At 54.6% G+C, this 19,890-nt stretch carries 18 protein-coding genes; 7 read left to right on the top strand and 11 right to left on the bottom strand.

What is annotated here, in order from left to right; all coding sequences use genetic code 11:
• Positions 1-3: 3 nt before the first annotated feature.
• The 4 genes from GKR98_14195 to GKR98_14180 form a co-directional block, all read right to left on the bottom strand.
• The gene (locus GKR98_14195; protein ID QMU59240.1) at positions 4-999 is read right to left on the bottom strand and encodes an ABC transporter permease; all 996 of its coding nucleotides are present in this window, start codon (positions 997-999) and stop codon (positions 4-6) included.
• Complete coding sequence (locus GKR98_14190) at positions 996-2,504, bottom strand: ATP-binding cassette domain-containing protein (GenBank protein QMU60110.1); 1,509 nt, start codon at positions 2,502-2,504, stop codon at positions 996-998. Before GKR98_14190 ends, GKR98_14195 begins: the two co-directional genes overlap by 4 nt.
• A gap of 94 nt (positions 2,505-2,598) precedes the next feature.
• Complete coding sequence (locus tag GKR98_14185; GenBank protein QMU59239.1) at positions 2,599-3,573, bottom strand: substrate-binding domain-containing protein; 975 nt, start codon at positions 3,571-3,573, stop codon at positions 2,599-2,601.
• Between the two features lie 53 nt (positions 3,574-3,626).
• Positions 3,627-5,051, bottom strand: a complete 1,425-nt coding sequence (locus GKR98_14180) for an aldehyde dehydrogenase family protein (protein ID QMU60109.1) — start codon at positions 5,049-5,051, stop codon at positions 3,627-3,629.
• A 262-nt stretch (positions 5,052-5,313) separates the two neighbouring features.
• On the opposite strand from GKR98_14180, the gene GKR98_14175 reads away from it, so the two are divergent.
• Positions 5,314-6,351, top strand: coding sequence for a substrate-binding domain-containing protein (locus tag GKR98_14175; protein ID QMU60108.1), 1,038 nt, complete (start codon positions 5,314-5,316; stop codon positions 6,349-6,351).
• Positions 6,348-7,958 (top strand): GMC family oxidoreductase, encoded by a 1,611-nt coding sequence (locus tag GKR98_14170; protein QMU59238.1) that lies wholly within the window; start codon positions 6,348-6,350, stop codon positions 7,956-7,958. Before GKR98_14175 ends, GKR98_14170 begins: the two co-directional genes overlap by 4 nt.
• A 586-nt stretch (positions 7,959-8,544) precedes the next feature.
• On the opposite strand, the gene GKR98_14165 is transcribed toward GKR98_14170, so the two are convergent.
• Positions 8,545-9,243 (bottom strand): hypothetical protein, encoded by a 699-nt coding sequence (locus GKR98_14165; protein ID QMU59237.1) that lies wholly within the window; start codon positions 9,241-9,243, stop codon positions 8,545-8,547.
• Positions 9,244-9,285: 42 nt separating this feature from the next.
• A complete protein-coding gene (locus tag GKR98_14160) occupies positions 9,286-9,447 on the bottom strand; it encodes a LysR family transcriptional regulator (protein QMU59236.1) in 162 nt (53 codons plus the stop codon).
• A 99-nt stretch (positions 9,448-9,546) separates the two neighbouring features.
• Between GKR98_14160 and GKR98_14155 the strand changes: the two genes are divergently transcribed.
• Both GKR98_14155 and GKR98_14150 read left to right on the top strand, forming a co-directional pair.
• On the top strand, positions 9,547-9,981 hold the full coding sequence (locus GKR98_14155) for a hypothetical protein (GenBank protein QMU59235.1): 435 nt from the start codon (positions 9,547-9,549) through the stop codon (positions 9,979-9,981).
• A 64-nt stretch (positions 9,982-10,045) separates the two neighbouring features.
• Positions 10,046-10,336 carry a hypothetical protein gene (locus GKR98_14150; GenBank protein QMU59234.1) on the top strand — a complete coding sequence of 97 codons (291 nt, stop codon included), beginning with the start codon at positions 10,046-10,048 and terminating at the stop codon, positions 10,334-10,336.
• 80 nt (positions 10,337-10,416) lie between these two features.
• Here the strand turns inward: GKR98_14150 and GKR98_14145 are convergent.
• A protein-coding gene (locus GKR98_14145) for an IS3 family transposase (GenBank protein ID QMU59233.1) occupies positions 10,417-11,768 on the bottom strand; the annotation gives its coding sequence in 2 pieces (ribosomal slippage) (positions 10,417-11,432 and positions 11,432-11,768; 1,353 coding nt in all).
• Between the two features lie 447 nt (positions 11,769-12,215).
• Between GKR98_14145 and GKR98_14140 the strand changes: the two genes are divergently transcribed.
• The 3 genes from GKR98_14140 to GKR98_14130 all read left to right on the top strand — a co-directional run bounded on the left by GKR98_14140 (position 12,216) and on the right by GKR98_14130 (position 15,133).
• Entirely contained in the window at positions 12,216-13,196 is a 981-nt protein-coding gene (locus GKR98_14140; GenBank protein QMU59232.1) for a hypothetical protein, read from the top strand.
• Between the two features lie 105 nt (positions 13,197-13,301).
• Positions 13,302-13,820, top strand: coding sequence for a TRAP transporter small permease subunit (locus GKR98_14135; GenBank protein QMU59231.1), 519 nt, complete (start codon positions 13,302-13,304; stop codon positions 13,818-13,820).
• On the top strand, positions 13,820-15,133 hold the full coding sequence (locus tag GKR98_14130; GenBank protein QMU59230.1) for a TRAP transporter large permease subunit: 1,314 nt from the start codon (positions 13,820-13,822) through the stop codon (positions 15,131-15,133). The genes GKR98_14135 and GKR98_14130 overlap by 1 nt, the downstream gene beginning before the upstream one ends.
• 23 nt (positions 15,134-15,156) lie before the next feature.
• On the opposite strand, the gene cofH is transcribed toward GKR98_14130, so the two are convergent.
• From cofH to cofE, 4 genes are read right to left on the bottom strand one after another with little or no spacing between them, the layout of a single operon-like run.
• Positions 15,157-17,499 (bottom strand): 5-amino-6-(D-ribitylamino)uracil--L-tyrosine 4-hydroxyphenyl transferase CofH, encoded by a 2,343-nt coding sequence (gene cofH, locus GKR98_14125; protein ID QMU59229.1) that lies wholly within the window; start codon positions 17,497-17,499, stop codon positions 15,157-15,159.
• A complete protein-coding gene (cofC, locus tag GKR98_14120) occupies positions 17,496-18,164 on the bottom strand; it encodes a 2-phospho-L-lactate guanylyltransferase (protein ID QMU59228.1) in 669 nt (222 codons plus the stop codon). Before cofC ends, cofH begins: the two co-directional genes overlap by 4 nt.
• A complete protein-coding gene (locus tag GKR98_14115; protein QMU59227.1) occupies positions 18,161-19,108 on the bottom strand; it encodes a 2-phospho-L-lactate transferase in 948 nt (315 codons plus the stop codon). Before GKR98_14115 ends, cofC begins: the two co-directional genes overlap by 4 nt.
• A complete protein-coding gene (gene cofE / locus GKR98_14110; GenBank protein QMU59226.1) occupies positions 19,105-19,884 on the bottom strand; it encodes a coenzyme F420-0:L-glutamate ligase in 780 nt (259 codons plus the stop codon). The genes GKR98_14115 and cofE overlap by 4 nt, the downstream gene beginning before the upstream one ends.
• Positions 19,885-19,890: the final 6 nt, after the last annotated feature.

The raw sequence follows: 19,890 nt of genomic DNA, 5'->3' as shown, positions 1-19,890 counted from the left end.
GCCTTATTCCTTCCGCGCCTGCTGCACATAAACGGCAGCAATGATGATGACTGCCTTGGCAATCAGCGCGACCTCGTCTTCGACGCCATTGGCAAGCAGCGTGTATTTCACAAGTTGAATGATGACCGCACCCAGGATGGCACCAAAGATTGGCGCGCGCCCGCCTTGTAGCAGTGCGCCCCCGACGACGGCTGCGGCGATGGCGTCCAGTTCCATCAGGTTCCCGTTGCGGGCGGTGTCCGAGGCCGAGTTGATCGCAACCACGATCAGCCCAGCAAGCCCCGACAGCACACCGCAGATCATATAGACGCCGATTTTCACGCGCTTGACCGGGCCACCCGACAATTCCGCCGCACGCTCGTTGCCGCCAATAGCCAGCACGTATCGCCCGAAAGTCGTCCGCGTCATGACCAGATAGAGAACACAGGCAATCGCCAGCGCCAGCCAACCCTGAAACGGCAACCCAAGAACTTTGCCGGTTCCCAGATAGCTGAAGGACGGGTTCGAAAACGTCTGCAGATTACCGTTGGTCAGCACCTGTGCGATGCCGCGCCCCGAGATGAACAGGATCAGGGTTGCGATAATCGGCTGCACCCTGAGGTTAGCCACCAGAATGCCGTTGAATACACCGCAGGCAATGGCGGCCAACAACGGCAACGCTATCGCCGCCGCAATGCCCAGCGCCGGATAGGCTTGCCCAAACTCCGACAGAAAGATCAGCGGCGCCAGCGCGCCCGCCAGCGCCATGATGGCCCCGACCGACAGATCAATCCCGCCGGTCGCGATGACCAGCGTCATGCCCATGGCCACAATCGCAATGGTCGCGACTTGGGATATGTTCACAAACAGGGTCTGCACCTGCAGGAAGTTCGGGGTGACTAGCACGTTGAACAACAGGATCACGGCCAGAGCGACCAGACCGCCGTTATCGCGCAAAAACGAGCGCCATTCGAATGACTTCGCGCTACTTGCTTGCAATTCTGCGTCTTGAGTGCTCATGCCGCTTGCCCTTCTGTATGCGCCAGGGCCCGCACCAAAGCATCTTCCGTGATGCCGGGATTGGTCAGTTCGGTCACAATGCGCCCCTCGTTCAAAACAATGATCCGGTCGGCGCCTTCGACGATCTCTTCAAATTCCGAGCTGATCAGAACAACGCCGACCCCTTGGGCGACCGAGTCACGAATGATCGCCTGAATTTCGCGTTTCGCGCCGACGTCCACGCCGCGGGTCGGCTCGTCCAGGATCAGCACGTCGGGTTCGATAGCCAGCCAGCGTGCCAGCAGCACCTTTTGTTGATTGCCGCCTGAAAGTTCGCGAATTGGCTGTTCCATATTGGCGGTCTTGATGCCCAGCGCCTTGATGTAGTGATCCACCAACTGGCGTTCCCGGACCCGGTCGATTTGGCCCTTGCGGGTGAGTTGCGGCAAAAGAGCAAGGGTCAGGTTCTCGCGCACCGACATATCCGGGATGATCCCTTCTGCCTTGCGATCTTCGGTCAGGTAGCCAAACCCGGCTGCGATAGCTGCCGCTGGCGTGTCGAGCCCAGCACCGTTGCCTTTGACCTTGATCTGTCCCTTGGTCAGGCGGTCGACCCCAAAAATGGCGTGCGCCGCTTCGGTTCGTCCAGCGCCAAGCAATCCGCCCAGCCCGATGATCTCTCCGCCGTGCAGAGTCATATCGAAATCGTTCAGCCGTGGCCCGGTAGAAATACCTTTGGCATCCAGCAGCACCTCACCCTTGTCAGTGCTGGGCGAGCCGCCACCAAATTCTGTCATACCGGCCTGCTCGATGTCGTCGGCATCTCGGCCCAGCATGGCGGCGATTAGGTCCAGCTTGGTGGTGCCTTCAATCGCGCGGCAATCCACGGTGCGCCCATCGCGCATGGTGGTCACCCGGTCGCAAATCTCGAACAGTTCATCCAGAAAATGCGACACATACAGGACCGAGACACCAGCCTTCCGCAGTTCTTTCACGACGCCAAACAACACCTCGACTTCCGAGGCATCCAGCGATGAAGTCGGCTCGTCCATAATCACCAACCGTGCGTCCAGGGATACGGCTCGGGCTATGGCCACAAGTTGCTGAATTGCGGTGGAATAACTGCTAAGCGGCGCCCGCACGTCAATGTCGATGCCAAAGCGGTGCAGAATTTCGCGGGTGCGTTTGTGCGCCTCTTTCCAGTCGATCAGGACGCCGAACCGCTTGGGCTCGTAGCCCATCATGACGTTTTCGGTAACCGAGCGCAGCGGCACCAGGTTAAGCTCTTGATTGATGGTTGCTATCCCCGCCTCTTGCGCTTCGCGTGGGCTGGAAATGGCGCTTTCGGCGCCGTTGAAGCGCACAATGCCACCATCGCGACGGTAGACCCCGGTAAGTATCTTGATCAGCGTAGATTTCCCGGCACCGTTCTGCCCGATAAGGGCGTGCACTTCGCCAGGTGCGATGTCCAGCGATGCTTCGGAAAGGGCGCTGACACCAGCGAACGCCTTTTCGATGCCGATCATGTTCAGAAGCACTGTCATAACTCTCCCGCTGGTCAACTGTCATAACGCCAAAGGAGGCGCGGTCAACGACCGCGCCTCCTTCAACAGGGAGACCTCAATAGGCTTCGTCGACGTGATTGGCCGCGTTATCCTGAGTGAAGATACGGTCTTTGACCTGCACCCAATGCTCGATCTCTTCGCCGTTTGCGTAACGGTTCATGACCTCGCAGGCCAGTGGGCCAAAGAACGGCGAGCTTTCTACCGTTACACCCATTTTGCCGTCGATGATGGCCTGAAGCGCGTCGCGCGTGCCGTCGATTGAGACAACCAGAACGTCTTCCCCCGGTTTGCGCCCCGCCAGTTCCAGCGCTTGAATTGCACCGATGGCCATCTCGTCGTTATGGGCATAGACCACGTTCACGTCAGGATGGGCCTGCAACAACGTTTCCATGACCTGACGGCCAAGATCGCGGGCAAAGTCGCCGGTCTGGGACGCGACGATTTCAAAGCGACCGTCTGCGGCAATAGCGTCGTCAAAACCTTTCTTTCGGTCATTAGCAGGGGACGAACCAGTAGTGCCCTCAAGCTGAACAATGATGCCCTTGTCGCCCGAGAAGTTTTCGATGGTCCACTCCGCAACGCGGCGTCCCTGGTCGATGAAGTCCGAGCCAAGGAAGGCAACGAAATCTTCGCCAGGCTTGGCGGCAGCCGGATCAACCGAACGGTCCACAAGGAATGTCGGAATGCCAGCAGCCTTGGCTTTTTTAACGGCTGGGATCAGTGGCTTTTCTTCGCGTGGCGGCAGGAACAAAACGTCGATGCCCTGGGCGATCATGCTGTCCACATCTGCAACCTGCTTGGCAGCCGATCCAGCAGCGTCGGTTGCAATCAAGTCCCAGTTGCACATTTCAGCGGTGTCGTGAAACGACTTGGTTTCAGCGATCCGCCAAGGGTTGTTCGATTCCATCTGCGAAAAGCCGACTTTATAGCGCTCTTTCTTTTCCAGCGGTGGCAGCGACTGGCCGATAGCCATCGAGCCGACGCCCATGCTCAGTGCCGTTGCGGCGAGTAATAGAGTTCTGCGGTTCATGTGTTTTCCTCCACGTTGGTGCGCTTAAATCTTCCGGCGCGCGATTTTTGGGGCTATCCCCAGTTCAAATAGGTCGTCTGTTTTTTCAAGTAGGCGTCAAAGCCATACTGTCCGTCTTCTCCACCCAGCCCGGAATGACCCCAGCCCGTATGAAATCCCTGAACGGCTTCGCCACTGCTTCGGTTGATGTAGATCTCGCCAAATTTCAGCACATAGGGCGTTTGCGCGATCTGACGGGCGTTTTGCGTGAACATGTATGCCGACAGGCCGAACGAAGTGTCGTTTGCCAGCGACACAGCCTCGTCAAAATCGCTGACACGTTTGGCTGCAATGACGGGCCCAAAAATTTCTTCCTGCAGAAGGGGTGATGCGTTGTCCGTTACTTCCAGAACCGTCGGTGCAACCCAGTGCCCTTTTGCATAAGGTCCGTCATTCAACGCCCCGCCTTTCAGCAGGATGTCGGCACCGGCAGCTTCACCACGGGCCACGATCTCTTCAATCTTGGAGACTTCGATGCCGCTGACCTTCGGGCCCAAATCGACATCGCCCACTGGATCGCCAATGGTAAGTGCGCGGCTTTTGGCGACGAACTTCTCAAGAAACTGATCAGCGATATTGGCGTGCAGATACATCCGTTCATTGCATGTGCAGACCTGCCCGCAGTTTGTGTATCGGGCCGTCATGGCAGCCGCGACGGCGGCATCGATGTCAGCATCTTCCATGACGATGAATGGGGCTTTGCCACCCAGTTCCAGCCGCACAATCTTCAATTCATCCGCCGCAGTTCGGCAAATGTCGCGCCCGGCGCGGGTGCTGCCAGTCATTGTGATCAGATCGGTGCCGGGATGTTCGACTAAACGTTGACCTACAACAGGCCCCCTGCCGGTGACGACGTTGAAAACACCTTTCGGAAAGCCAACTCGCTCGGCCAGTTCCGCGACTGCGAGGCCGGAAAACGGCGTTATTTCATGGCTGAGCAGGATGAAGGTATTCCCGGCGACTAAAGCTGGTCCAAGCTTTCGCGTCACCAAAGCCGACGGATAATTCCAGGCTGTCAGCCCAACAACGACACCAACCGGGTGTTTGCGAATCTGGATCTCCTCACGGGCGTTATCTGAGGCGATGATGTCGCCCTGAATGCGCCGTGCCTGTTCTGCAGCATAGCGCAGGAACGTGATGGCAGCGGCAATTTCGCCGCGCGCCTGGACGATCGGCTTGCCCTGCTCGGCAGTGACAAGCATTGCCAGCCGCTCGGCATCAGCCGTCATGGCATCGGCAAGCGCGGTGACAAAGGCTGCACGTTCAATTGCTGGCATCACTGCCCAAGCCGGAAATGCCGCCTGCGCAGCTGTGACGGCGGCATCCGCATCTGCGGGCGTGCCTTCAGGAATATGTCCGATGACAGCTTCGGATGCCGGGTTTTCAACCGCGATACGTGTGGACTCGTTATGCGAAGCCCAATCACCGGCGACATACATTCGACCATCTAACAGCGCGTTTTCAAATTGTTGGGCAACGAGCATTTCAGTCTTTCGTTCTTCAATGTGTGGCAGTGCCACGAGTCGTCCTATTGAATAGATAATGAATTAGTAATGTCAATTAGTAATATTAGTAATAAATAATTATTGCGAAATTCGGTGAACTCGTTTATCAAATCACACCGAACCAGGAGTTGGCATGAAAGACGACGCAATCAGCCCCAGCAAAAAGAAGAAGCCGAACATCGGTCGCCGCGTCACGATGCGCGATATCGCGCGCGTTGCAGGATGCTCACAACCAACGGTTTCTTTCGTATTGAACAAAAATGAAACCGCGAAGATTTCGGATCAAATGAAGCAAAAGGTTTTGGATGCAGCGCGCAAGCTTGGATACAAGACCCCCGCCCAACCATCCAATACCACCGACAAAAATCAAGGCTTCATCAATGGCCCCATTGCCTTTGTAATCGACACCATCGCCACCAGCCCGGAAGGTGTTCACGCCTATGAAGGTGTTTTGGAGGCGGTGAAGGCAACCGGCAATATTGTTCTGCTGGCTGAGACTCAGAACGACCCGGTGATCGAGCCGAAGACACTACAGTATTTCATCGATCAACAGGTGTCTGCAATTGTCTATGCCTGTGTTTTCACTCGGCAGATCACGCTTCCAGATATGCTGCAATATACTGATATTCCAGTGTTTCTTTTGAATTGCTACACCGAAGAGCCTTCGCACCCTGCTGTGATCCCGGCCGACATTTCCGGCGGCCATACAGCGACGAACGCCCTATTGGACGCAGGCCATACACGCATCGGTCTGATCACCGGCGAGTTGTTCATGGAGTGCGCCAGCGGTCGACATACCGGATACCGAAACGCGCTGGCGTCCGCTGATCTTCCTTTTGCCAAAGAGTTAGTCGTCGAGGGCAACTGGCTGCCAAGCTCTGGCTATGAAGGCACCAAAGAACTCATGTCTTTGGACAACCCACCCACCGCGATATTCTGCTCGAATGACCGGATGGCCGTGGGGTGCTACGAGGCCCTCAAGGAAATGGGCCTGTCCATCCCCGAAGACGTCTCGGTCATTGGATATGACGACGACGAAATCGCACGCCATTTGTCACCGCAACTGACTTCAATGAATTTGGCCGATCGCTCGATGGAGCGCTGGGTAATAGATCAGCTTTTTTACGGATCTGCTGGTAATAATCGCCATCCGCTGACCAAACTGGAATGCGAGTTGGTCGAACGTGATTCCGTTGCTGCGCCCAAAGGCGATATGCGGAACTCGAACAAATGAGCCAGGGATATGACTACGTTGTTGTCGGCGGTGGGTCGGCAGGTGCTGCGTGCGCTGCCGGATTGGTCAACGCCGGTGCGCGGGTTCTTCTGCTGGAAGCGGGTCATTCCCACCACCATCCTTTGCTTGATATGCCGCCGGGCATCTTCAAGATGATCAACGGCTCGAAATTCATGCGGTATCACAAGACCGAGCCCCAGGCACACCTTGACGGGCGAGCCCACGACATTCCACAGGGCAATGTTCTGGGTGGCGGGTCTTCGGTGAATGCGCAGGTATATATGCGGGGGCGACCCTCGGACTATGATGGCTGGAACAGTGAACTGCGCGGCTCCAACAACGGTGTTGGCTGGAGCTGGGAAGATGTCCTGCCCTATTTCCGCGGGATGGAAGGGAACAACCGTCTGGCCAATGATCTGCATGGCAATGAGGGCCCTGTTCTGGTCTCCGACCCAGGCCACGTCAACGAAATGTCGCGCTGGTTTGTTCAAGCCGTTCAACAGTTGGGGGAACCGTTCAATCCCGATTTCAACGGCCCCACCCAAAGAGGTGTGGGGTTTTATCAGTTCACAAACCGCAGTGGACGGCGCAGCTCATCAGCCTACGCATTTCTTGAACCACTGAAGAAAAATCCAAACCTGACCGTAAAACTTCATGCCGAAGTCGCACAGATCGTTGTTGAAAGTGGGCGTGCAACTGGAGTGACTTATCGCGACAAGACCGGAGAGCACAGTGTTCAAGTCGATGATGAAGTGATCGTCGCCGCCGGTGCATTGGTGTCCCCCAGACTGCTGATGCAATCCGGGATTGGTCCCGAGGACCATCTGACTGAACATGGAATCGAAACCAAACTCGCCCTTCCCGGTGTCGGACAGAACCTGATCGATCACCCCGAAGTTCCGGTGACAGCCTTTGCTAACGGTCCTTATGGTTATTTCAAACAAGGCGACGGCTGGCGCATGTTGCGCAACGGTATCCAGTTCAAGCTGTTTGGCAGCGGACCGGTCACGTCGGCCGGTGTCGAAGCCGGGGCATTTGTGAACCCCAGCGATCCTGAAGCCGATCCCACAATCCAGGCTTTTTGCGTGCCTATCGTCTATCTGGACCGCGACGCCCTGGAAGAAGTCGAAGACGACTATGGCCTGACGGTGACCACCGTGGTTGTGAAACCAAAGTCGCGCGGTGAAGTGCGGTTGAAGTCGGCTGATCCCTTTGCGATGCCAAGTGTCTCACCAAACCTTTTGAAGGAAGAAGACGACATGGCAGAGATGGTGCGCGGCCAGCGGTTTTTCCGCCGCGCATTTCAGACCAAGCCCCTTTCGGATCATATCCGCCAGATCGTGATCCCGGATCAGGATGACGATGATACCCTGCGCGCCCATTGCAAACGGTTTGTGAAAACTAACTATCACCCGGCAGGCACCTGCAAAATGGGTGCGGAAGGCGATCCATTGGCCGTGCTGGACACTAGACTGAAGGTGCGCGGCATCGAAAGTTTGAGAGTTTGCGATATGTCCGCCGTTCCCGACATCAACGCGGGAAATACCAATGCGCCTGCGATGATGCTGGGGGCACGGTGCGCCGATTTGATTGTTGATGACGCTTGATTGCTACGCAGACAAACACTCAGAAACCAGCGACATAACTGAGCCAACCTATTTATCGGAGGATGATCGCCACGGCATTCACTAGCATGCTCAGAATGGGAGCATAACTGATAGTTTGTTTGGACTGCGTCTGAGTTGTCCTATCAGATTGCGGCGAAAGTACAAATTCGGTCCGGGCCAAATCGAGGCCATCGAACGACTATTTCGGTGGCATGCGCTACATCATAACGAAAGCTACATCATGACGAAAAGAGTGCCGCAATTGCGAAAAATAGCTGCGTTGGCTAAGCCCGAAAATTCAATGACGGCAAAGTCCGCGTTGCAGACCTAGGACCTACCCCAATGCTGCAAGATGCATGAATGTCTGCTCTGGGGAAGCTGCGATGCGGCGACATCGTTCCTTGTGGATGGCAGCTTTGGGCCGTCTCCAACTTAAGCCTTCCAGGCCGAATTCACTATGCTGCATTTGCACCCACGTCGGCAGAGACTCCGGACAATGCAAATGCAGTTCACGCGGCACCCCCCTTTTCTGTGCCTACTGTTGAGAAACTGCCTCGCATTGCAGTGTCTGGCCCGGTCCTGGCCGCTACATGCGCGAGTTCCTCAATCGCTTGAACCGTGGCGCGAAAAACTCGACAAATTTTCGTACATTGGGGCGATGCGCCGCGTGCGGACTGATTGCCATCCAGCTTGGCATGTCGAGCACCTTGGGTGGAGGGAATGCCCGTACTACGCCGTCCATCGGGTCGCCGAATATTGACGGCAGCGGACCTATGCCCTGACCCATCTTGATTACCGTGAACAAGGTCTCAAGGTTTGTCACTTCTGTGACGATTTGCTCGTCCGCCACATGCTCGGATATCCAATCGACAATGCTTGGCGGAAAATCCTTGCCGACAATCCTGATGAATTTGTGATCGCCCAGATCGGCCTCGGACGCCGGAAGGCCGTTGATCGCTGCGTACTCGTGCGCCGCATAGAAGCCATTTTGAAGCGTTCCGGCGCGTCGGCAAATTGTATCGGGATCGTCGGGCATCCTTTCAAACGCAAAGACGACATCTGCCGTCCCGTCATATACCTCTTCCTTCTTGTTCGAGGCGCGAATGATAAATTTGGTGCCCGGGTATCTTGCGACAAACTCGCTCAGCATTTCCGAGACCTCGAGGTCGAAAATCGGGCTGGGACCGCCAATCGTGATATGGCCATTTTCCTCGGCCCGCAATTCATCAGCGATCCGAGAGAACTGCGCAATGCTTTGCCCAATCTCCAACGCGGCGTGCTGCAGTTTGCGCGCCTGAGGGGTCGGACGAGACCCCCGGGTATCTTTTTAAAACAACATGACACCGAGGGAGCGTTCGAGATCCCTTATGCGCCGCGCAACAGTTGCCTGCGAGATGTCCAACTCTTTTGCGGCAGCGAGGGTCGAACCCGTTCGCAGCACTGCAAGGAAGGCTGAAATCCCGGGCGAATGGTCATTTGAGTTAGTCATATCTGACTAACAGCACATCGGAACGGGTAATTCCAGTGACCCATCCCCGACCACTAAGGTTTTGTTGTGTCCAAAACAAACTGTCTAGGAGGGATCAAATTGGGACTTAAGAAAACGATGGCTGGAGCCTTGGTGCTGTCAGCGACCGCGATTTTGGCAACGGGAACCGCGGCAGTCGCCGATTCAAGCGATGACTTTGCATACATATTCGAAGCGACTTTGAATGAAGGCGTTACCGTTGCAGACATGACCGCCATCATTGAAGAAGGCGCGGCCGCGATCGCGGATTTTGACGGCACGCTCATCTGGGACATTGTGGTGATTGGCGATCAGGTCAGGGGCTATGAACTTTTCGAAAACGAGGCTGCTTTCTTTGGCCATGTTCAGGCTTTGGGAGACACCCTTCCCAAATTTTTGGGTGCATGGACCACCGACTCGATTATTGCGGTGACTCCAATGCCGCAAAGCATCGCCGAGGCCTTTGCCAGCTTTGGCGCCCCGGTCGTAACGGTCGATTCTGCCGTAAACAAATAATGGCGCGGTGATTGAACCAAAACTAGTCCGTCACCCCCCAAACCCAAGAAATGGAGTGAAAAATATGCATGCGATTTGCAATGTCTATACCGGCGAGGGCGCGGACGCTCTCTATGAACGGCTCTTTTCCGAGGCGGACAGAGTTCGCGAAATGCTTCAGGGCATCCCCGGCTTTGTCAGCTATACGATGGTCAAAACCGAAGGTGGCGGTTACTCACAAGTGGTTGTCGAGAGCCCGGAGGTTTTGGCGGATGTCGGCAGGGTTGCCGGTGGTCACATCAAGGCCATCGCAGCCGAGATCGGTGGGATCGAACCGCCGACAAGCCATGTCGGTCCTGTTGGCGTGCACATATAAGTGATCTGTCCGTCGTCAGGGTTTTGGGAACCAAGAGTTGCTTAAACAAGTAAAGAGTTTGGCTCGTCTGGTTGATGTTATTATGCGGCGCGCTGTCTGTGATGCAAGCGCCGCGCTTCGAGCGTCTTTCGTTTGATCCTTTCCCGTTGTCTTAGAATGGCTTTGTCACGCCCGAAGTAGACGTCGGCGGGTGTGACGTTGTTCAGGCTCTCGTGGTAGCGCTTGTGATTGTAGTGATCGACGAAGGCTTCGATCTGGGTTTCGAGGTCTCCCGGAAGGAAGTAGTTCTCCAATAGGATGCGGTTCTTCAGGGTTTGATGCCACCTCTCGATCTTGCCCTGTGTCTGGGGATGATATGGTGCGCCCCGAGAATGCTTCATGCCTTTGTCCTGCAGCCATTCAGCCAGATCGCCAGAGACGTAACTGGACCCGTTGTCGCTGAGGAGGCGGGGTTTGTGGATGACGTGAACCTGATCGCACCCTGATGCTTGTAGCGCCAAATCCAGGGTGTCCGTCACGTCCTCTGCCCGCATGTTCGTGCAGAGTTTCCACGAGATGATGTAGCGGCTGTAGTCGTCCAGGATTGTGCTGAGATAGAACCAGCCCCAGCCAAGCACTTTGAGATAGGTGAAGTCGGTTTGCCAAAGCTGGTTGATCGCAGTGGTCTTGTCTTTGAACTCGTTTGCCGCCTTGAGCACGATAAAGGCCGGGCTGGTGATCAGATCGTGGGCCTTCAGGGCCCGATAGACTGAAGATTCCGAGACGAAGTAGCGCTCCCGATCCGTGAACGTCACTGCCAGTTCGCGCGGCGACAGCTCCGTCTCCTGCAGCGCCAGCTTGACGACCTTGCGCCGGACTTCGTCGGGGATGCGGTTCCAGACATGTCTGGGCTTAGGCGCTTGATCCACAAGGCCAGCGTCGCCGCGCTGCCGATACCGATCATACCAACGGTAAAATGTGGTGCGGGGGATGCCCAGCTTTGCCAATGTTCGACGAGCAGACAAATGCGACCCCTCAACAAGCCGGATGATCTCCAACTTCTCAGATGCAGCATACCTCATTCTTGGTCGCCCCCACCGCCGGTCATGCTTTTTTTGAGAAGACGCAGTTCCAGTGTTTGCTCGGCAACGACCTCCTTCAGGTCTCGGGCTTCGCGGCGCAGGTCCTTGACTTCGTCGGTCGTAGCCGCACGCGCCGTATCTCCAGCAAGCCGCCGTTTGCCAGCTTCCATGAAGTCCTTGGACCATTTGTAGTAGATACCTTGAGATATTCCCTCACGACGGCACAACTCAGCAATGCTGTCTTCGCCACGCAAGCCATCCAGCACGATCCGGATCTTCTCTTCTGACGAATACTGTTTGCGCGTCGCGCGCTTGATCTCTTTGACGATCTTCTCGCCGGGGCTCCTGCGAGTTCCAGTTGTCTGTCTCATGTCCCACTCCTCAGTGGTTACGATGAGCCAACAACTCTCTCTTATCAAATTAACCTAATTGGACCCATAGGCGCTGACTTCAGACACTAGCATACGCATAAATCAGTAGTATGCTACGTAAATTTTTGTTTAGCGCTTTCCAATCCTGATAGCCATCGTTTTCACGATTGACGATCCAATGCCCCAAACCAACAAATCTGAGTGCCCTATTGTCGAGGCCGGCAAATTTTCCTTCGGAGAGCTGAATGAGTAGTTTTTCCGTCTCTACGGATTTTTAGATCGGCGGCATTTTCCTAAAAATATTATATATCAAATGCTTAAAGAGGGGGCAAAATATGATTCGACAAAATAGGACGTATACTCCATAGTTTACACACCGGGCGTCAAGAAAGCCGTCTCTTAAGCGGATCGCGCCCCCAGAAATTGGGAACTACAACTTGGGAGAAGATGATTATGAACGCATTCACTAAGCTTGTTGCGACAGCAGCCGTTGGGCTCGTTGCATCAACGTCCATGGCTGTTGCGCAAGATATGAAAATGCTCACGGCTTGGGGCGGCAATCATTCCGGCACAGCCAATATGGCCTATGGCTATATCGAACTTGTCAAAGAAATGAGCGGTGGGGAAATCGACATTTCGCCAAGCGGTCCAGAAGTCGTTCCAGCGGGCCAGCAACTACAACCACTAACGGCTGGTGTATTCGACATGATCTACACCCACGGCCTGTATCATACCGGCACCACTGGAATTGGTGCCGCTATCGATGCTGTAGATCCGGATATTGAAAAACGCCGCGCCACGGGCGTTTGGGACTGGATCGACAACCACTATCAGGAAACGCAAAACCTCAAAGTACTGTCGATCCCGACAGCAGCGACCGGATTTCGTTTCTTCTTGAAAGAGCCGATGGACCCCGGATCCAAACTGGACGGCATGAAAATTCGCGCTTTGCCTTCCTATAACCAGATCGTCGGCTCTCTTGGTGCAACTGCCGTCGTCATCCCATTCGGCGAGCTTTATGCCTCGGCTGAAAAAGGCGTTATTGACGGGTTGGTTTGGCCAAGCGTTGGGGCCGTCGGCTTCAAATTCCACGAAGTGACGCCCTATCTGGCAGAACCGGCATTTGGGTTGGTTTCCTACTTGATCTTGATGAACCTCGATAAATGGAACGCACTCGATGCGGCAACGCAGACAACGCTGCTGGAGGCTGGCCACAAACTTGAGCAAAATATGGTCGGGTTCTTCAATAACCTCTTGGAAGAAGAAAACGCCGCCATGGTTGCCGAAGGCGCAGAGATGACTAGCATTGGTTACTCGCTTGCCGAGGCAAATAAGTTGTTTGCCGACGAAGCCATGAATGTTGCGATTTCACAGTCCGGTGCCGCAGGAGAAGCCTTCCGCGACTTCGTTGCCTCGCAAGGCATGTAGTATTGTCGCCTCCCACCAGTAATGTGGTGGGGGGTGCACGTCCATAAACTCGTCCAGCCTGAAGTTCGCGAAAAATCGTCGGCCAGTTAAACATGGGAAAACGATATGCGTTTGCTTAAACTATTGGCGTCACTCCACGACAGATTGACCTTTGTTGCTTCGGTTCTGGCCTCGGTAGGATTGATGTCGATCGTTGCGTCTTATGTTTACGAAGTTGTCACGCGGTATTTTTTCAACGCACCAACAGCCTGGGCAAGTGACTATGTTGCCTATGCTTTGGCTGCGTCAATATTTTTGGCATTGCCACAAGTTACCAAAGATCGCGGGCACGTCGCAGTGACGATTTTGGTCGATTTACTACCCACCAGGGCCGCTCGAATGGTCCATACATTTGTAAATTTGGTCGGGTTTTCGTGCCTGTCGTTGGCGGCGTGGATCAGCTTTCAGGAAAACATGCGGCAATTCACGAAGGGGATCGAAACCCTTGCAATCGTTCCAATCCCACAATGGTGGGTTTCCAGCTTCATAACATTTGGACTGTTGCTTAGCGCGCTTCACATGTTGCGACATGCGCCTCCCTCCAAGTTTGTCGAGGCAAGTGGCGCACAAGGGAGTGTTGGCTGATGGAATGGTATGTCACACTTCTGGCCGGGCTGGCAATTCTATTCGCGTTATTTCTTTCGGGCGCACCGATATTCCTGGCGTTTCTGTTTGCCATCCTTACGGGGGTTTACGTCATCATCGGCCCGTTTGGATTTCCGATGTTCGCAAACAGCATTTTCGATACAGTTACGACCACCTCTTTGGCCTCAATTCCACTCTTTATCCTTATGGGCGAATTGTTGTTTCGATCCGGAACGATGGATGTCTTGTTCGACTCGATCGACAAGCTGGTCGGGCGGGTGCGTGGGCGCCAATACGTGCTTGTTGTGGCCCTGTCGGCTGTATTCGGAGCACTTTCAGGTGTCGCAATGGCCGTGGCAGCGATGCTGGGCCGAGCTATCATGCCGGGCATGATCAATCGTGGATACGATCGCGATATTGCTGCAGGGCTGATCATCAGCGAGGCCAGTCTTGCGCCCATCATTCCGCCAAGTTTGCTGGCAATCATCGTTGGATCGCTGGCCGATGTTTCAATCGCAAAACTTCTAATCGCGGGAATTTTGCCAGGTATCATGATGGCCGGTGTTTTCCTGGTGTACGTCTTTATTAGCATCGCGCTTGACCCCTCAAAAGCACCATCAAGCGTTGACGGCGAAAGAGACGACGTTACCGCCGGTGAAATGCTGTTCGCGCTCGTTCGAACACTTCCATTTGTTATCGTGATCTTCTCGGTCATGGGGTTCATTCTTCTCGGGATTGCAACACCGTCCGAGTCCGCAGCCACCGGAGTAATCGGTGCACTCTTAACAGCTGCCATCTACAGAAACTTAAGTTTCAAGATGATCTGGGAGTCCGTGATGGCTTCGATCACAGTCTCGGCGATGATCCTAGCGATCATGGCCATGTCCAAGATGTTCACACAGCTTTTAGCTTTCACCGGCGCAACCGGACAATTGGTAGAGCTTGTCGCGAACCTTGGATATGGACCTTTGGTCATGCTCATCATCATGCTCGCAGTACCCTTCCTGCTGTGCATGTTCATCGACACAATCGCGGTCATCCTGCTGACAATTCCCATATATCAACCCGTTGTCACAGCTCTTGAGTTTGATCCCGTCTGGTTCTGGCTATTGTTCCTGATCAACATCACGCTTGGCGCGATCACACCGCCATTCGGATATACTTTATTTGCTTTCAAAGCCGTTGTTCCGGATATGCCGATCAACGCCGTTTACAGGGCCATCTGGCCATTCGTGATCCTGTTTATCATCGGTATTGGCCTGATCATCGCCTTCCCACAGATCGCTACATGGTTGCCTGAGCTGATCGGCTAACAGTCCAAGTTCAAGATTGAGTGTTAATTGAAGGATGCCGACCGCCGGGATCGCGCTGCATCTCCATAAAGTGTCGTGCGCTGGCGTGGCGCACGTCTAATTCCTGCCAGGACACTCTCCATCCGTTCAGGCGTCATTTCCTGTCCATGCTCGGCGCCAGCAGCCCGGGTGATGCTTTCGTCCATCAGGGTGCCGCCAGCATCGTTTGCGCCGGCGTTTAAGCAAGCGGCCAAACCCTCCGGGCCAAGCTTCACCCACGATGCCTGAATATTCGTGATGTGAGGATGAAGCGTCAGGCGCGCAACCGAGTGCATTAACAAAGACTCTCGCCATGTCGGCCCCTTTCGGGCACCGCCCTTCAGGTAGATCGGCGATTCCATGTGCACAAACGGCAATGGAACCAGTTCGGTAAAACCGCCCGTCCGCATCTGTTGATCGCGCAGACGCAGCAGGTGCCGCGCCCAATGTATTGGTCGATCAATATGGCCGAACATGATGGTAGCAGTCGTTTTAAGTCCCAGTTCGTGTGCCGTGCCAACAACATCAAACCATTGATTCGTATTGATTTTATCGTGGCATAGAACTTGTCGAACTTCGTCGTCCAAAATTTCGGCCGCGGTCCCCGGAAGGCTGCCCAACCCTTCGTCTATGAGGCGTGCGATAAATTCGCGCAATGTCAGACCAAGTGTCGCTGCGCCTTGAAACACTTCAAGCGGCGAGAATGCGTGAACATGCATCCCAGGCAGTTCGGATTTGATTGCGCGAAGAATATCTAGATACGTCTGACCGGTATATTTAGGGTGAATGCCGCCTTGAAGGCAAACCTCGACCGCGCCGCGCTCCCAGGCATCGCGGGCGCGGGCAACGATTTCATCAATACCCAGATCATAGGGGCGGCCGCGTAAGTTTTCGCTCATCTTACCTTTCGAGAATGCGCAGAAACGGCACTTGAAATAGCAGATATTCGTATAGTTGATGTTCCGCGTAACAACATAACTCACAGTGTCGCCATTAACCCGGCGGCGCATTTCGTCCGCAGCTTGCTTTATGTCGGCCACTTCACCATCGCGCGCCGCAAAAAGACGGCAAACTTCAACTTCTGTGGTGATGTCCCCGCGATCAGCACGGGCCAAAATCCGTGACAACGATATATCGGGCAGCAAGGCCGGCGAACTTGGAAGGGTTGGTAATCTATTTTCCCCTTCACCCGGCGACCAGGGATCAGTCCGGGCCAGACCATCCGCGTCGATCAAATCCAGAACCGGCTTTCTAAGGTCTGTAGCCAGCCAAGTGTCCCTTTGATGGGCAAATTCGGGATAGACTCCCAGCCTTTCCACAAGGATTTTTCCACTCTCTGCAGTATCCGTTGCCAATTGATCAAGGTGCGGCCACGGGGCCTCCGGATTTACATGGTCCGGTGTGACAGGTGAAACGCCGCCCCAGTCGTTGATACCCGCGGCGATCAGCCCGGCCCCGCCGTTTGACAAGTTCGGTGGCGCCTGAATTGACATGCCCGGGCCGAAAATCAGCCGCGCAGCTGCAATCGTCCATTGGAGGTCCGCCAGATCTGGCTCGGGCGCGTTCGCCATCTTGGTCCCGGGTTTGGCTCGGAAATTCTGAATAATAATTTCCTGAATATGCCCAAAATCCAGATGAAGCTGGCGCAGCTTTATCAGGCTGTCGATCCTGTCCGCGCGTGTTTCGCCAATGCCAATAAGGATACCGCTGGTGAAAGGGATTTTGAGCTCGCCGGCAGCCCGGATTGTCGCAAGTCGGACATTTGGATCCTTGTCCGGCGACCCGAAATGGCACCCGCCTTTTTGCAACAATAGGGGCGACGTCGATTCAAACATAATGCCCATCGAGACTGACACTTCTCGAAGCGATGCCATTTCCTCTGTGGTCATAATGCCGGGGTTCAGGTGGGGCAGAAGGCCGGTTTCTTTAAGAACCAGCTCTGCCATCGCGCGCAAATATTCAAGGGTTGAAGCATACCCCATATCGATTAGCGCATCTCGCGCAGCCTGATAACGCAGCTCCGGTTTATCTCCGAGCGTGAATAACGCTTCTTTACATCCCGCCGCTTGCCCTGCTCGCGCAATCTCCAGAACCTGTTCGGCACTTAGATACGGCGCTTCTATGCGCTTTGGTGTTTTTGCGAATGTGCAGTAATGACAAACGTCACGGCATAACTCTGTAAGCGGGATGAAGACTTTGCGAGAATAGCTGACCAGACGCCCGTGCCCAAAGTCTCGGATCTTGGCGGCACGCAACATCAACTCGTCTTGGGGAACATTCAAAAGAGAAAAGGCGTCTGCCTCACTCATTGGCGTTCCGCTTGAAGTGTCTATCGTTGGCAATGTCATGCGACGCTCCTTGAAGTTGCGTTTTGCAGATCGAAACCGTCCAAAAGTCTTTGTGTGAAAGACATTGAATTCCTGCAGCTTCCCGCCTTTGCGAAGTCCAGAAAATCAGTCTCTTCGTCCATGTCGTCCGCAAGGCTGGACAACGGCAATGGGATTGCCCGGGCTTTTACTGATCCGGCGCCACGTAAGTGCTTTTTGAAACTGTTAGTTCCGAATGCCGGATTCATAAGGTCTGGCGAAGATAAATACAGGCCGTTTGTCCCGAATTGCTGCTTATCAGGAACAACTCGAACTTCCGGCCCAACCGCTGCGCTGGGCGATATCAGACTGTTTAGATCCTGCGTCGTTGCTCCGGGCAAATCAGCTGGCAAGATCACCACAGGCCCTTCGACATCAACTTTTCGCAGACCCAATCGGATTGCTCGGTTGTAACCGGTTGAATTTTCTTCATGAATGACGTTCGCACCGAACTTCTTACCAACATCAAAAACAGCGCGGTCAGTGCCAATCAACCAAATTCTGTCAAGCTCGCAAAATTTTAGCGCCACGAAAAGATCAGTGAGCATTGCCAATACCAGCTCTGATCGAGCCTCCGGGCGCAGAACATTTGAAAGTCGAGATTTAGCGGTCTTTAAAGACTTCACCGGGATCAGCACGTTTGTCATGCCGCCAGCCCACGCGCGAACGACAGCGTTTCTTCCGCCAAACCCGCTTTGCTTTCCACGTCTGTCATTAGGGTTTTCGCGATGCGGACAGTTATTCCCAAGTCTTCGATTTCGGTGGCCAAAGTTTCATCTGCTTCATCAATCAAAAGACCGTCGATCAGGCCTGAATAATGCCGTGCAATTCCCAGCACCGACACATCCTTGCCAAGTTCCATCATCATCTTCGCAGCCGGCCCCTTTATCGCCTGACCACCGATTATCGGAGATACCGCAACGATCGGGGCGCGCGCATTTTGCAATGCCTCTCTCAGGCCAGGTATCTGAAGGATTGGATCAACGCTGACGTAAGGGTTCGAGGGGGCGATAACGATTGCATCCAGTGGGTCCCTGGCAGTTGTCACCAAATCCGATTGTGGGCGCGCGGCTTGAATGTTTTCAAATTCAAACCCTGTGACGATTGGATTGCATTGCTCGCGTACGAAATAGTGCTGAAAATTTAATCGACCGTCCTGGGTGAGAACACTCGTTGAGACCGGCTGATCGCACATGGGAACAATGGTTGCCTGAATGCCCATCCGCCTGGCTAAGGTTGCGGTGACCTCGCCAAGTGTCTTGCCTTGGCGCAGTAGTTCAGTTCGCACCACATGGGTTGCAAGATCCCCGTCTCCCAGGTTGAACCAGTCAGGGCCTTCAAGCGATTTCAGGGCCGACATGAACGTCCAGGTTTCGTTTCGGCGTCCCCAGCCGCGCACTTGATCGGACAGTCCCGCAAGGGCGTACAGCACGCTGTCGATATCGGGGCAGATGCGTAATCCAAGGTGGTCAAAATCATCGGCCGTGTTGCAAACAACAAGTAGATTATTGCCCTCGACAACATGCGACATGCCAAGGACCAGTTTCGCGCCGCCAACGCCGCCCGACAGCATGATGACCTGTCCACTCATCTGAACATATCCTCGCTTGCATCGCGGATCAGATCCGAAGCCGGTCGATTGACGGCAGACTGGTGGTGTGAAAATTTCAGACCCCGAATGTGCACAACAGGTCGACGCTCTGCCGTTTGCCCCTGCAAAAGCGACGCCGCTGTCGCAATTTCGTCTGCAACTGCTTGCTGTGTAACCAAAAGTTCGCGACCGAAAATATCCACCTCGCCGCGCCGGTCCCACAAACTGGGAAGACCAGCAGCGCCAATAGCGACGCCGGTTGTGCCGATTCGCCATGGGCGGCCAAAGCTGTCAGAAACAACGACTGCCAAATCACACTCGAAATGCGCAACGAGCCGATCGCGAATTTTTGTAGCGCTTAGATCGGGATCAACCGGAAGCAAAAGAACGTTTTCTGCTCCTCCGGACGAGGCAACATTCGAAGCGTCAATGCCCGCATTCGCCATAATCCAACCCCGGCTGTGCTCGACAATCAGTACCCCGGTTTTCTTACGAATGACCGCGCGGCTTTCGGACAAAATAAGCTCAACGACGCGCGGGTCTTTCTGAATTTCTGCGCCCAGTTTTTGCGCTTCAACACCGGGCGAGACTGATCTTAGATCAACCGTGCGTCCTTCGGACTTGGAAACGATCTTTTGCGCGACAACTAAGATATCTCCCTTTTCTGGCCGCACTTGATTGTCTGCCAATCCGGTCGAAATCAATTTGGAAAGATCGTCGTCGGCTTCAACCAGCGGAAGGCCGTCAATTGGCGTGAGAATGATCTGATCCTGCACGCCCGG

This window comes from Boseongicola sp. (genome assembly GCA_014075275.1).
GTDB lineage: Bacteria > Pseudomonadota > Alphaproteobacteria > Rhodobacterales > Rhodobacteraceae.
Note: the sequence above shows the minus strand (reverse complement) of the source record. Positions and strands in the feature narration are given on the sequence as shown.

Coding starts and splice junctions, on each gene's coding strand:
- GKR98_14130 (QMU59230.1), top strand. CDS start 13,820: ATGGAATGGTATGTCACACTTCTGGCCGGGCTGGCAATTCTATTCGCG.
- cofH (QMU59229.1), bottom strand. CDS start 17,499: ATGACATTGCCAACGATAGACACTTCAAGCGGAACGCCAATGAGTGAG.
- cofC (QMU59228.1), bottom strand. CDS start 18,164: ATGACAAACGTGCTGATCCCGGTGAAGTCTTTAAAGACCGCTAAATCT.
- GKR98_14175 (QMU60108.1), top strand. CDS start 5,314: ATGCGCGATATCGCGCGCGTTGCAGGATGCTCACAACCAACGGTTTCT.
- GKR98_14150 (QMU59234.1), top strand. CDS start 10,046: ATGCATGCGATTTGCAATGTCTATACCGGCGAGGGCGCGGACGCTCTC.
- GKR98_14170 (QMU59238.1), top strand. CDS start 6,348: ATGAGCCAGGGATATGACTACGTTGTTGTCGGCGGTGGGTCGGCAGGT.
- GKR98_14135 (QMU59231.1), top strand. CDS start 13,302: ATGCGTTTGCTTAAACTATTGGCGTCACTCCACGACAGATTGACCTTT.
- GKR98_14195 (QMU59240.1), bottom strand. CDS start 999: ATGAGCACTCAAGACGCAGAATTGCAAGCAAGTAGCGCGAAGTCATTC.
- GKR98_14185 (QMU59239.1), bottom strand. CDS start 3,573: ATGAACCGCAGAACTCTATTACTCGCCGCAACGGCACTGAGCATGGGC.
- GKR98_14190 (QMU60110.1), bottom strand. CDS start 2,504: ATGATCGGCATCGAAAAGGCGTTCGCTGGTGTCAGCGCCCTTTCCGAA.
- GKR98_14115 (QMU59227.1), bottom strand. CDS start 19,108: ATGAGTGGACAGGTCATCATGCTGTCGGGCGGCGTTGGCGGCGCGAAA.
- GKR98_14160 (QMU59236.1), bottom strand. CDS start 9,447: ATGACTAACTCAAATGACCATTCGCCCGGGATTTCAGCCTTCCTTGCA.
- GKR98_14140 (QMU59232.1), top strand. CDS start 12,216: ATGATTATGAACGCATTCACTAAGCTTGTTGCGACAGCAGCCGTTGGG.
- GKR98_14180 (QMU60109.1), bottom strand. CDS start 5,051: ATGTATGTCGCCGGTGATTGGGCTTCGCATAACGAGTCCACACGTATC.